Raw genomic sequence first — 13,023 nt, forward strand, 5'->3', positions numbered from 1 at the left:
AAGGGCGAAAAATTACATTTTTGAGTAAATTTATATTTTAAAAATTAGTAGTTCAAAATTTTCGTAATTGTATTTACTTCTAATTTCATACTTCTAAAATCTAAATTGGTTTTAACTTGCTTGTCTTTGTTCTTGTCTATTCTGATTTTTTGCTTCTAAAAGAGTAGTTGCTGAAAAAACAAGCTGATGCCAAGAGTTTGTGAGTTGATGTAAAAAATCTTGTCCATTATCGGTCAGTCTATAATATTTTCTTGGAGGTCCTCCTGTAGATTCTCGCCAAGCATAAGTAACCAAACCCGATTTATTGAGACGGTTTAGAAGTGGATAAAGCGTTCCTTCCACAACTAATAAATTCGCTTCTCTCAAGTGGTGAAGCAAGTCTGAAGCATATACTTCTCCACTTGCAATTACATTCAAGACACAGAGTTCTAAGATTCCTTTTCTCATCTGTACTTCAGCATTTTCTAATGTAATCACATTTTTTTTGTTTAAGTTTTAGGTTCTTTTGGTTAGATATTGAAAGTAATTGAGATACTAACAACGTCCGTATGTCTTCTTATACGAGGTAGTTTGAAAAAGGTTACTATGTTATGCAAGGTAGTAGGTAAAAGATTGTAATTTTTACAGTTCTATAATAATAGAAACCTATCAAATTAGTAGAACTAATATTTTTTGCTAAAAATAAACTGCATTTGCAAAAAATAATGTATATTTAGCTAACTTTGAGCAAAATGAATAAGAGCCAATTATTTTATCTAGAAGTTTTGTATTTTTCTAAAATTGAAGAAGTAGAGTTATGTCAAAATCAAATACCCCTTTCGGATATATCAAAAGTTCAATCAATCAGCCTGTCAGCATTCTTAAATATGCTATTGGTGTGGTTGCGATTGCTGCTTTGGTGGCTTTTATATTCAATACCACTCAAGGTTCTGATAAAAAGAATGTCGAAAATACGTTTTTATTAGAAGATATTCGTAAGACCAATGAAGAACATCTCAAAACGATTGCAGACCTACAAAGACAATTAGATAAGACAAACGAAGAAGCTGCAAAAGTAAAAGAAGAACTTATCCAAAAACAGTCTCAAATAGATGCAAAAGGTGTACAAATAGATGCAAAAGAAGGAAGTATCGGAACACTTCAAACACAACTTAGTGATTTGAAAAATGATAAGATGCGTCTGCACCAAATAATAGATGAACGAGGACGAGAACTGGCGCAAATGACAGAACGAAACAAAGAGCAAAATTCACTCTTAGAAACTACTCAAAATAACCTCCAAAAAACACAAGACCAAACTCGCCAAGACCAACAAGCTATCAAAAACCTTCAAGAAGAATTGCGTGGACTAAATGAAAAAGTAAATATTGCTTACAACCACGAAAAGGATTTGCAAAGTCAAGTAAATAAATTACTTACTGATTTGAATCAAACACGTACAGAACTCAACCAGTCAAGAATGGATTTGAGTGATGCAAAAGCTGAATTACGTATTCTGAAAGAACTCCACCCAATGAATAATAATATGCCTGTTCAGCAAATTACGGTGTCTCAACCCCAAGAAGAAAGTAGCGCAAATGCCCTCAAAATGGTTGCCATTGTTTCCGTAATTGTCATGTTTATTGTTTTTGTAGTTTATATGCTTAGAGATTAATGAAAGCTGATTTTATTGTTTAGCCAAAAGCAACTTCAATCAAAATGAAGTTGCTTTTTTTATAATTATTGATTTACAGATAGAGCTTTTAAAAAAAACACGGTTTTGAGGCTCTTTTTTCATCTAAAAAAAATGAATCTTTACCGAGTAGAGTAATTTGTTCGTCGATTGCCCTTTCTTTATTATGTATGATTTTTTGCAAATATAGACTGCTTCTTTTTATCTTTATAAAAATACAAAATAGGCTCTCAACATTCTTTTATGGCTTTATATGACTAAAATAGCTTGTTTTATCTATAAATAGGCTACTTTTGTTTTCTGTTTTACCTAGCTATTTTATTAATCGCTTACTTTTTTTGCAATTTGGCTTAGTGTAAGCATTATAATCAAAAAGGTATAGTTCTTGAAAGTTTGAAAGTAGCTTATCTCTACTAAATTATGTATTGATTTTAGATTCCAAAGTAAAAATAAGCTATAATTTAATCTCACTATTCTTATTCTCTTATCATTTGTTATCAAGATTTTACTCCTATGAATTATACTACTCCAACTAACGAAGAAAAAGACTTAGAAAAAGAATCTCAGTCAGTTCTATCATCTGATTCGGTTGCCATAGATGATAATTTGGATACAAATGAAACGAGTATAGATGATTTGCCTATTAGCAGTCAAGCTGATTCTATTTCAGACTTGCCTAATCAAAGTCCGATTGCCTTTGACAAATCGGCTATTTTGCCTTTAGAAGAATTAGAAGTAAATTACGAGTGGATTAGCGCAACCGATGAATTTAATCAAACCAGTACACAATCAAATGCCTCAGAAGATTTGGATATAACATCTGATTATCTTGATGAGTCATCTACTTTATCAAAAAAATCTTCCCTATCAGATATGAAATCCAAATCTAATTTATTCTTAGGAATTATACTCTCATTAGTCGGAGCATTAGGAGCAGCCTATATATGGGGCAAAACTACTATGCTAATAGACGAATATATAGAACAACATCATTATGCTTTTATGGCTATTTTGGTTGGGCTTTTTGCAGCTTTAGGAATGAGAATTGGAGGTAGAGGACACCGTCCTGTTTTTGGAGTAGTAGCTGTCTTGATTACTGTTTTAGGTTTTTTTGTGGGAAATGTATTGGCTGCCGTCGAACCTATCGTACAAAGTTTTCAGCTTTCTTATATAGAAACATTTACTACTTTTGATATTTCTCATTTGTGGGGATTCTTGAAAGACCGTTTTGAATATGTTGATATTGCATTTTATGCCCTTGGATTCTTCTTTGCTTATTATTTTTCTTTCAGTAAGCCAAAAATGTTGTTTAAAAAATAAAAATATATCCGCTCAAAAATAACAATAAGCATTTTACTTTATAGAGGTAGAATGCTTTTTTTTGTAGCTTTGCTTTTTACAATACCACCCAAATTTAATCCATAACTATTTAATTGTTCCATGTTATATTATCTATTTCGCTTTTTACGTGAACAGTTCGAACTCTCTGGTGCAGGTCTTTTCCAGTATATTAGTTTTCGTGCTATGTTGGCAGCTTTTTTATCTCTCCTAATTAGTGTCGTTTTTGGCAAGAAAATAATTCTTTTTCTTCAAAAACAACAAATTGGAGAAACGGTTAGAGATTTGGGACTTAAAGGAGAAAACCTAAAGGCAGGAACACCTACGATGGGAGGAATAATTATTTTGGCTGCAACGCTTATTCCTACTCTTCTTTTGGCTCAACTTCATAATATTTATATTTTGCTTTTGATTATCTCTACTGTTTGGCTTGGAGCTATTGGTTTTTTAGATGATTATATAAAAGTCGTTCGTAAGGATAAGGCAGGACTTTCAGGAAAATTCAAAATTCTAGGGCAAGTAGGCATCGGAATTTTGATTGGTATTGCTATGTATTATCATCCAGATGTTTTGATGAGAGAATTTAGCACAGGTATAAATGCTGCTGATGACTATACTAGCTACGTAAACTCTAGCTTTGAAGACATAAAATCCTTAAAAACGACGATTCCATTTATAAAAAATAATGAACTAGATTACCGAACACTTGTTCCTGACTTTTTGGGAGAATACGGCGTAATTATTTTTTATATTCTTGTTGTTACTTTTATTATTACAGCCGTTTCGAATGGTGCAAATCTAACAGATGGTTTGGATGGCTTGGCAGCAGGAACGACAGCAATTATTGCAACTGCTTTGAGCGTTTTGGCGTATGTTTCGGGTAATCTTATTTTTGCTGATTATCTCAATATTATGTATTTGCCCAACACAGGCGAAGTAGTGATTTTTTGCGCTGCTTTTATGGGGGCTTGTATTGGGTTTTTGTGGTATAATTCTTTTCCTGCACAGGTCTTTATGGGAGATACAGGAAGTTTGTCTTTAGGTGGAATTATTGCTGTTTTGGCTATTACACTTCGAAAAGAACTTATGATTCCGATTCTTTGTGGCGTATTTTTGATAGAAAACTTATCTGTAATGATGCAAGTAGCTTATTTTAAATATACCAAAAAGAAGTTCGGAGAAGGCAGACGTATTTTCTTAATGTCGCCTCTTCATCATCATTATCAAAAAAAGGGTTTGCATGAAGTCAAAATTGTTACTCGCTTTTGGATTGTAGGAATTTTGCTTGTCATTATTGCATTAGCGACTCTCAAAATTAGATAAAAAACATAGGTTCTCTGAAAGTTTTTGTGGAAGTCGTCTGTAAAATACCGAAAATGGTAAAAAATTGTAGGGAAAAGACACGTCTTTTCTACCCAGTAGGTAATTTGATAGTTCACAACAAAAAAAACATTATATTAGTATTTCAGTAAAGCAACGCCAATAACGATAAAACCTTCTCAAAATGAATTTGAGAAGGTTTTTTTATAATTATGGAGCAATCAAAATCTTTGTTTTGTCGCTATTTTTCTAGAATTATTTTAGGCATGTTGCAAAAACTGTTTCCAGTTTTCGTCTCCCATTCTTGAAAATTCACGTAAAAACATCACAAAAGTAGGTTTGAATGGTTTGTAAGGCAATTTCATTCCTACATCTTCAAGACTAAAATCACTTTTCTTTGAATTACAACGCTGACAAGCACTTACTAAGTTTGTCCAAGATGTTTTTCCACCTTGTGAACGTGGAATAACGTGGTCTAAAGTAAGGTTTTTTGTGCTATTGCAATACACACACTGATTTGCATCTCGCTTGAAAATATTTTGACGTGTAAGCATCACTCCTCTGTATGGAATATTGACGTAAGAATTTAGACGAATAACAGAAGGAGCAGCAAAAGATTTGTTTACTGTTTGGATAAAACCATCAGGGACAGAATTTACCATTTCAGCTTTTTGTAGATAAACAAGCAAAAATGCTTTGGCTACACTACAAACAGAAATTGCACGATAATCTGCATTCAATACTAATACTTTCCGACCAATCATGATTTTAGAATTTTGGATTAATGGACAATCAAATAAAAATAAAACTAATTATATAACATAAAAATAGGATTATTAAATTCTGCATATGCCAAAATTATGCAAATTAAATTTGTTAAAATGTTAATTAAGTATTAATTTATCATTAAAATAATAATATAAGCCTAATTTTTATCATATACTTATCCAAAACCAAAAAATAAATAAGAAAGTTCATTAATCAATTACGAATTACGAATTTAATGAAACACAAAAATTAAATTGTATTTTTTAGTTCGATATTTTATTTTCCGTAATCCGTAATTTATTCCACCACTTCGCCATTAAAACGAAGAACAACAGGCTCGTTTTCGCCAGTTATCATCACAGTAACAGTCTTACTAAACGCTCCAATTTTGGCAGCATTAAAAGTCGCTTTTATGTTGCTTGATTGCCCTGCTGGGATAGCTTCTTTTGAAAACTCTACACCTGTACAGCCACAAGAACCTTTTGCAGATTGAATAACAATTGGATTCTTGCCTGTATTGACAAACTCATAACTTGCTGTTACAGACTTTCCTTTCTGTATTTTTCCAAATTCAATACTGGTTTGTTTCCAATTAATGGAGTTATAAGCAGGAGAAAAAGCGAACAAAAAAGAAAGTGTAACGAGTGTGAAAAGAAAACCAAAAAATTGCTTTTGCATAATTTTGAAAATTTAAAGTGTAAATAACGATTTGATAAAACTAAGTCGTCGTTGCAACAAGAACTTATACAAATGTACGGCAAAACCTCTTTGAACGCTGTTAATGACTTTCAAAGGTTTGTTAAGGAGATGTTAATGGAAAATAAATTTAGATTTTAGAAGTTAGATTTTAGAACGGATGAAATAAAATTCTGATAATTTGTAGTTAATTAAATTTGTCTCCTTTCAATTCTGACTTCTAAATTTGTATTATGAACAAACGAACAATTACTCTTCTTTTAATCTTTGCTCTGCTTTCTATTTTCGGAATTATTTCTATTCAGATTTATTGGGTACAACGAGCCTTTGATGCAAATAGAAAACAAAACGAACAAAAAATACAGGTTGCTTTACAAAATATTGCCGAAAAAATAGCCGATTATAGCAAAACTACTTTGCCTTCTCAAAGTCCGATTAATCAACTTTCTAGTGATTATTATACCGTAAGCGTAAATTGTGAAATTGATGCTGCTGTATTGGAATATTTTTTAAAAAATGAGTTTTCGAAGCGAAATATCAAGACTGATTTTGAATATGGAATTTATGATTGTGATAGCGAAAAAATGGTGTATGGAAATTATATTTCTTTAAATCAGGACACTAAAAAAGCAAAGCAACTTAAAAAAGAGCTTCCCAAATGGGAGGGGCAAAACTATTATTTTGGTATTCGTTTTCCTTCAGTTTCTTCTAGGCTTGTTTCAGAAATGGATATTTGGATATTTTTATCTGTAATCTTGCTTTTAGTTATTTTCTTTTTGGTCTATGGAATGTTTTTTATAATTACACAAAGGCAATTTTCACAAGCCCAAAAACAGTTTATCAATAATATCACGCACGAACTAAAAACACCCATTTCTATTTTAGGTATTGCTGCAAAGGTGTTGATAAATAATAATGAAAACACAGAAATTACAGAGGAACAAACCCAAAAAAATAAAGAAAGAAAAAATCAATATGCCATTATTGTAAAAGAACAAACTGAAAGATTAGACTCTCAAGTAGAAAAACTTGTCGAACTTTTGATGTTAGAACGAAGTAGTTATGTTCCTCTTTCCTTAGAAAAAATTGACCTTAAAAAAACAATTGAAGAAACCATAAATAGTTTTGAATTGGAGGTTTTGGCAAAACAGGATTTTCAGAATCAAGATTTCAAAATTCGATTCATAGGCATAGAAAGCGAGATTTTCATAAAAGCTGATAAAGTTCATTTTCAAAATATGTTACATAACCTGTTAGAAAACGCATTTAAGTACAATAAAAATATTCCTTTTGTAGAAATTGCTATATTAATTCAATCAAAAAATAAGCTTACTCTGTCTATAAAAGATAATGGAATAGGAATTGATAAAAAATTTCAAAAGCGAATATTTGATAAGTTTTTTAGAGTTCAAAACAAGGATATTCATACAACAAAAGGATTCGGATTAGGACTTAGTTACATCAGACAAGTAATAAAAGCTCACAAATGGAAAATAAATTTGAAAAGCAAAGTTAATGAAGGCTCAATTTTTTTCATAGAACTACTCTACTTTTAACGTGAACTTGGTATTAAAACAATCTGAAACATCTCTCTATCTACTAGAAAAACTATTCAAAATAGCTGCAAAAAAAGAGACTGTCCGAAAAGGTCAGCCTCTTTTTTGACTAAATTTATTTAAGATATTGTGGTAGAGTTATTTTGTTGTTGGTATCGCTTCGAAAACACCAATAATGGCTTTGAAATGTTTTTGAATTAATCCTTGATAATCTTGATTGTTCCTTGATAATTTTGTCCTTCTATTCTTAAAATATACATTCCTTTAGGTACAACAGGAAATTCAATTTCTTTTTTATTTGTACTCAGAATATCAGTCAAAATTAGTTTTCCTTGTAAGTTATAAACTTGTAGATTCAGAATTTCATTAGCAATAAATAGCTTTTCATCTACTTCTATATGCAAACTATTTGCTACTGGATTAGGAAAAACACGAACTTGAGAATTTTTACTTGTCAAATCTTCATTTTCTTCTCCTAAAATAATTTCAATTTGGTTTAACCTATTAAAGTTAGGAATGCCATAGCCGTACTGCTCGTTCGGACTAAAATAATTATCTCCAGCTCTACGCATTGCAAACATCACTTCTTTTTGAGTAAGGTCAGGGTTTTTTTGCATAAAACCAGCTACTAAGCCTGATATCAGTGGTGCAGCAAAAGAAGTTCCATTTGCAGAGCTAACTCCACCTTCCCGACTCAAAAGTGTTGTTCCTCCTCCCATTGCCATTACATCAGGCTTTATTCTTCCATCAGCACTATTTCCTAGAGAGGAAAAATTTGTTATTTGTTCGTTTCTATCTACTGCTCCAACAGCTAACACAGAAGGCGCATCAGCAGGAAAAGATATTTTTTGCCAAACATCATTCCCACTATTTCCTGCACTTGTTACTACTACAATTCCTTTTTCAGTTGCTATTTCGGCAGCTCTAGAGATAAGAGTCGTTTTTCCATCTAAATCTTCGTGGCTATAGTTATAAATTGCATTATCAAAATCATAATAGCCTAAAGAAGATTGAATAATATCTACTCCCAAACTATCTGCTTTTTCTGCGCCAACAGCCCAAAATGCTTCCTCAATAGGTCTTTCAGGACCATCTTCTTCTGTTAGAAGTAGATAATAAGTAGCCTCTGGAGCAGTTCCTATAATTTGTCCCTCTTGCTTTGATAGCATTGTAGAAAGAACTCTTGTTCCGTGATTAGAAGTACGATATATATTTTTTCCATTCCTAACTACATCATAGACAAAAGGAATATCAGCATGTGCGAAAGCAGATATAGAGTTAGTATTGAGAAAACCACCATCTAAAACAGCAATATGAATTCCTTGCCCTAAATATCCTTGTTCGTGCATCTTATCTACACCCAACATCTGAATTTGAGCTAAAGAATTTCCATAATCAAAATTTTCTTCTGTGTCTTTTATATCTGCTATTTTATTTACGTTAAACTCTTGACAAGTTTCTTCATCATTCAAAGATGCCACCTCACAAGTTGCCGAAACTCTATCTCTTTGGTTTGGGTTATTATGAATAACTATCTTATTTATTTTTTCTACAAAAGAAAGGTTTTGAATTTCTGTAAAAGTAGCTTCATCTGCTGTTACGATAGCTGCATTAAACCATTTTATGCCATGACTTACAGTTGCACCCAAATCTTTTATCTGATTAATGTAATCAATGTTTACAGGTAAATCTTGCTCTGTAATAGAAATTCCTTGTTTATTTCTTCTATCAACTGCTTTTTGGGTAAGAAACTCTAAAGGACGGCTAATTGAAAAAGATGTTCCATTTTTATCTGTAAAATAAACCAATCTTTCTTCGCTAATCTGAGAAAAAACAGAATGAGAAAACCCTGCACTAAAAAAGATAATAATAATTAATTGTACAAATAGTAATTGTTTTAGTTTCATATATAATATATCGTTAGTTTGTTGAACAATTTTCAGAAAAATAATATTCTGATAAAAGTAGTATTTACCAAAGGCTAAATTGCATAATTACAAATATAGCATTTATTTATTTTTAAATCTCTCAAAGATTCTCTAGCATCTTCTTTATTACCTTTTTATACTAACTTATTTTAGGCTATTTAACTTTTATTTTAAAGAATTAAAATAGGAAACAAATCTAAATTTGCTCATAAAGCTCCAGAACTTTCTTTGCTAAATTTTCCCACGAGTATTTTTCCTTAAAAACACGCAGATTTTTACCATAATCTGTAGTTTCCTTTTTCTCAAAAAGTTCTTCTATGGCATTCTGAATGGCTTTTGGTGTTGTATTTTCAGCTATCGTTCCTGCATTATAAGGCTCAATCAAATCACGAAGCCCACCCACATCAGTAACGACAGAAGGCACTTCAAAGTGAAAAGCGATTGCCGAAACTCCACTTTGAGTAGCGTGTCTATACGGTAAAACATTGGCATCGGCAGCCGAAAAAAGCAAATTTACTTCGCTATCTGAAACATAGCGCAGACGAGTATCAATATTTTGCTTTTTGGGATGATTGTCTAAACTACTTTGAAGTTCTTTATTTTCACTATCTGACAAATAAGATTCTCCAGCAATAATTAAAAAATAATCGTCATCTAAATATTTAAAGGCTTCTAAAAGCAAGTCCAAACCTTTATATTTTCTAACAAAACCGAAATAAAGTAATATTTTTTTATTTTCAACTTTATCAATTCCTGTATCTTCTAAAAGTCCTAGTTTTTGTAATGCTTCTTCTCTTTTTATTTTTTCCCCAAAATGCTCATAAATTGGGTGTGGATGGAAAATATATTTTGCATTTGGCTTTCTCTCCAAAAGGTCTTTCTCAACTGATTTGCTCATCACGATATAAGCATCTGTATTTTTCAAGAAATACTTTGTGAATATCTCATCAAAAAAACGCTTTTCGTGTGGAATCATATTATCTACAATGACAATAGACTTTGTTCCTTTTTTCTTTAATTTTTTTGCAACTGTTCCCAAAGCTGGTGCAAAAAAAGGCAGCCAATAACGCATCAAAATTAAATTAGGTTCTTCTTTTGAGATTTTAGAGGCTGTCTGTAAATAGGAAATTGGATTTATACTACTGATTGTTCGTTGTGTCGGTATTTGGTCTGCATTATCTTCAGAAGTGGAATATTGTGTCTGCCCTGGGAAGAGAAACTCAGGATATTGTGTTGTGAAGTTATAAGCAGAAACAGAAATATTTATTTTTTCAAAATTACGATATAGAAGTGCATTAAACTGTGCAATTCCTCCACGAAACGGGTAAAAAGTAGATAGATAAGCTATTTTCATAGGATTAGGTTTGATGTTACCATAGTTTTCAACGGCATCTGTTTATAGTATAAAAAATAAAAACCATCAATTAGTATTCTGATTGATGGTTTAAAGGACGCTATTTTTTGTTTTAAAATAAAGTTTTATTCGCATTATTTATTTTCCTTGATTATTATTATTTGGGCATTATACATTACAATGCAGGTAAAAAATGAGGTGTTTCAGTCTGATTAGGTGGAGTTACTTTTGTCTTACTTGTCGTAGCATTTGGGTATTCAGAATCTTTTTTATCTTTGTTATACTGCAAACGCATCATCACAAAAGCCATAACTATTAGAAACAATAAAGCTCCAATCGTTACATTCTCTTTGTGTTGTAAAAAAATATACTTTTTCATCAGTCATAAATTATTTAAAATAAAGTAGTTATTATTTTTATTCTTATTAAAAGTGTGATTTGTGAGTAAATCAATAATAGTTTTACTATTACATAATCTTATACGGAAATAAAAGATAGTTGTTGCTACAATTACTTATTTTTCTGAAAATAATTCTTCAAAAAATGACAAAATAGGTTTTTACATATTTGTTTGTTGTGTATATTTTTTTAACTCAACCCTTCAATAGATCCATTTTTTATATCAATCTTTAATGCTTGTGGTTCTTTTGGAAGCCCTGGCATTCTCATAATCGTACCAGAAACAGCCACAATAAATTCAGCACCACTATTAATAACTAAATCTTCAATATGCAGAGTGAAATTTTTAGCTACTCCTAATTTTTTTGCATCATCAGAAAAAGAATATTGCGTTTTGGCAATGCAGACAGGAAAATGAGAAAAACCTAGGTTACTTGTTTTTGAAAGCATTTTTTGAGCTTTATCTGAAAGAGAAATATCATTTGCTCCATAGATTTTTTGGGCTACTTTTCTAATTTTGGTTTCGATAGTATCTTCATCTTTGTAAGTAAACTCTAAAGCTTTTGAAGGGTTATTCTGACAGACCTCTACCACCGTTTTGGCTAATTCTTCTGCTCCCTTTCCACCTTCCAAAAAGCCGTTATTAATAGCAAAATTTACATTTTTAGATTGACAAAACTCTTTCAAAAACTCAATTTCTTCATCAGTATCAAAGTCATATTTATTGAAAGCCACAACAACTGACTGACCAAAGGACTGCATATTTTCGATGTGCTTTTCTAGGTTTTTTGTTCCTTCTTTGATTCCTTCCAAATTTGGTTTCTTGATTTCTGATTCTGCTACTTTTCCGTGAAGTTTTAAAGCTTGAGAAGTCGCTACAATTACCGTTACTTTTGGCGAAAGTCCAGATTTACGACACTTTATATTCATAAATTTTTCAGCCCCCAAATCTGCCCCAAAACCAGCTTCTGTAACTACATAATCTGCAAAATTCAATGCCATTTTGGTAGCCAAAACGGAATTACAACCGTGTGCAATATTTGCAAAAGGACCTCCGTGAATAATTGAAGCTGTGTTTTCGGTTGTCTGAACTAAATTAGGTTGAATAGCATCTTTCAAAAGTACGGTAATTGCACCTTCAAAGCCCAAATCTTTAATGAAAACAGGTCCTTGACCTGTAGTCGATGATTTTCTGTAACCTAAAAGAATGTTTCCTATTCGTTGTTTTAAGTCTTCCAAATCAGTTGCCAAGCACAGGATAGCCATAATTTCGGAAGCAGGTGTAATATCAAAGCCTGTTTCAGTAGGAACTCCATTACTAATACTTCCTAAGCCTGTAACAACATTTCGAAGCGAACGGTCATTAACATCTAAAACTCGTTTCCAAAGAATCTGACGAAGCTGATTTTCAGAACCTCTATTTTGAAATTGATAATTGTCCAATAAAGCAGCAATCATATTATTTGCCGAAGTAATGGCGTGGAAATCGCCTGTGAAATGCAAGTTGATATTTTCCATGGGCAAAACTTGTGCATATCCTCCACCTGCAGCTCCTCCTTTCATTCCAAAACAAGGACCTAAAGAGGGTTCACGAAGTGCCACAATAGCTTTTTTTCCAATTTTTGCAAGTCCTAAGCCTAAGCCTACCGAAGTTGTGGTTTTGCCTACTCCTGCTTTTGTGGGCGTTATGGCCGTTACTAAAATTAGATTTGACTCTTTTTCTTTTTTATTAGAATCATTCTGAGAACTTATTAATTCCAAAGGTAGTTTTGCAATATATTTTCCATAAGGAATTAACTCTTCCGTCGGAATGGTTACTTTTTGAGCAATTTCTGTAATGGGTAACAGCTCTGTTTGGCGAGAAATTTCAATATCTGATTTCATAGAGGTTAGGTTCTTTTTTGTAATGCTAGTAAGATTCTTAAAGGAATAAAAAATTGTCCGTAATTTGAAACTTCTTTACCCATTTTTGAGTAATTTTGAAACAAAAAT

The 13,023-nt window shown here is 31.8% G+C and carries 11 protein-coding genes; 4 read left to right on the plus strand and 7 right to left on the minus strand.

The genetic code is table 11. From position 1 onward, the window contains the following. Window positions 1–111: 111 nt before the first annotated feature. Complete coding sequence (locus WAF17_RS19380) at window positions 112–474, minus strand: PadR family transcriptional regulator (RefSeq protein WP_338770223.1); 363 nt, start codon at window positions 472–474, stop codon at window positions 112–114. A gap of 322 nt (window positions 475–796) precedes the next feature. On the opposite strand from WAF17_RS19380, the gene WAF17_RS19385 reads away from it, so the two are divergent. The 3 genes from WAF17_RS19385 to mraY all read left to right on the plus strand — a co-directional run bounded on the left by WAF17_RS19385 (window position 797) and on the right by mraY (window position 4,333). After that, entirely contained in the window at window positions 797–1,654 is an 858-nt protein-coding gene (locus WAF17_RS19385; protein ID WP_338763319.1) for a hypothetical protein, read from the plus strand. A gap of 531 nt (window positions 1,655–2,185) precedes the next feature. Then, entirely contained in the window at window positions 2,186–2,992 is an 807-nt protein-coding gene (locus tag WAF17_RS19390; protein ID WP_338763321.1) for a hypothetical protein, read from the plus strand. 120 nt (window positions 2,993–3,112) lie between these two features. Next, on the plus strand, window positions 3,113–4,333 hold the full coding sequence (gene mraY / locus WAF17_RS19395; protein WP_338763324.1) for a phospho-N-acetylmuramoyl-pentapeptide-transferase: 1,221 nt from the start codon (window positions 3,113–3,115) through the stop codon (window positions 4,331–4,333). Window positions 4,334–4,590: 257 nt separating this feature from the next. On the opposite strand, the gene WAF17_RS19400 is transcribed toward mraY, so the two are convergent. Both WAF17_RS19400 and WAF17_RS19405 read right to left on the minus strand, forming a co-directional pair. After that, window positions 4,591–5,094 (minus strand): HNH endonuclease, encoded by a 504-nt coding sequence (locus WAF17_RS19400; RefSeq protein WP_338763327.1) that lies wholly within the window; start codon window positions 5,092–5,094, stop codon window positions 4,591–4,593. Between the two features lie 301 nt (window positions 5,095–5,395). Beyond that, window positions 5,396–5,776, minus strand: coding sequence for a DUF1573 domain-containing protein (locus tag WAF17_RS19405; RefSeq protein ID WP_338763330.1), 381 nt, complete (start codon window positions 5,774–5,776; stop codon window positions 5,396–5,398). Between the two features lie 251 nt (window positions 5,777–6,027). Between WAF17_RS19405 and WAF17_RS19410 the strand changes: the two genes are divergently transcribed. After that, on the plus strand, window positions 6,028–7,350 hold the full coding sequence (locus tag WAF17_RS19410; RefSeq protein ID WP_338763332.1) for a HAMP domain-containing sensor histidine kinase: 1,323 nt from the start codon (window positions 6,028–6,030) through the stop codon (window positions 7,348–7,350). Between the two features lie 197 nt (window positions 7,351–7,547). Here the strand turns inward: WAF17_RS19410 and WAF17_RS19415 are convergent, their stop codons facing one another. The 4 genes from WAF17_RS19415 to WAF17_RS19430 all read right to left on the minus strand — a co-directional run bounded on the left by WAF17_RS19415 (window position 7,548) and on the right by WAF17_RS19430 (window position 12,915). Then, entirely contained in the window at window positions 7,548–9,257 is a 1,710-nt protein-coding gene (locus WAF17_RS19415) for a S8 family peptidase (RefSeq protein WP_338763335.1), read from the minus strand. A 217-nt stretch (window positions 9,258–9,474) separates the two neighbouring features. Further along, complete coding sequence (locus WAF17_RS19420) at window positions 9,475–10,632, minus strand: glycosyltransferase (protein ID WP_338763338.1); 1,158 nt, start codon at window positions 10,630–10,632, stop codon at window positions 9,475–9,477. Window positions 10,633–10,807: 175 nt separating this feature from the next. Next, window positions 10,808–11,011, minus strand: a complete 204-nt coding sequence (locus tag WAF17_RS19425; RefSeq protein WP_338763341.1) for a hypothetical protein — start codon at window positions 11,009–11,011, stop codon at window positions 10,808–10,810. Window positions 11,012–11,220: 209 nt separating this feature from the next. Continuing rightward, window positions 11,221–12,915 carry a formate--tetrahydrofolate ligase gene (locus tag WAF17_RS19430; protein WP_338763344.1) on the minus strand — a complete coding sequence of 565 codons (1,695 nt, stop codon included), beginning with the start codon at window positions 12,913–12,915 and terminating at the stop codon, window positions 11,221–11,223. Window positions 12,916–13,023 lie beyond the last annotated feature (108 nt).

Source organism: Bernardetia sp. ABR2-2B, from assembly GCF_037126435.1.
Lineage (GTDB): Bacteria > Bacteroidota > Bacteroidia > Cytophagales > Bernardetiaceae > Bernardetia.

Coding starts and splice junctions, on each gene's coding strand:
- WAF17_RS19385 (WP_338763319.1), top strand. CDS start 797: ATGTCAAAATCAAATACCCCTTTCGGATATATCAAAAGTTCAATCAAT.
- WAF17_RS19390 (WP_338763321.1), top strand. CDS start 2,186: ATGAATTATACTACTCCAACTAACGAAGAAAAAGACTTAGAAAAAGAA.
- mraY (WP_338763324.1), top strand. CDS start 3,113: ATGTTATATTATCTATTTCGCTTTTTACGTGAACAGTTCGAACTCTCT.
- WAF17_RS19400 (WP_338763327.1), bottom strand. CDS start 5,094: ATGATTGGTCGGAAAGTATTAGTATTGAATGCAGATTATCGTGCAATT.
- WAF17_RS19405 (WP_338763330.1), bottom strand. CDS start 5,776: ATGCAAAAGCAATTTTTTGGTTTTCTTTTCACACTCGTTACACTTTCT.
- WAF17_RS19410 (WP_338763332.1), top strand. CDS start 6,028: ATGAACAAACGAACAATTACTCTTCTTTTAATCTTTGCTCTGCTTTCT.
- WAF17_RS19415 (WP_338763335.1), bottom strand. CDS start 9,257: ATGAAACTAAAACAATTACTATTTGTACAATTAATTATTATTATCTTT.
- WAF17_RS19420 (WP_338763338.1), bottom strand. CDS start 10,632: ATGAAAATAGCTTATCTATCTACTTTTTACCCGTTTCGTGGAGGAATT.
- WAF17_RS19425 (WP_338763341.1), bottom strand. CDS start 11,011: ATGAAAAAGTATATTTTTTTACAACACAAAGAGAATGTAACGATTGGA.
- WAF17_RS19430 (WP_338763344.1), bottom strand. CDS start 12,915: ATGAAATCAGATATTGAAATTTCTCGCCAAACAGAGCTGTTACCCATT.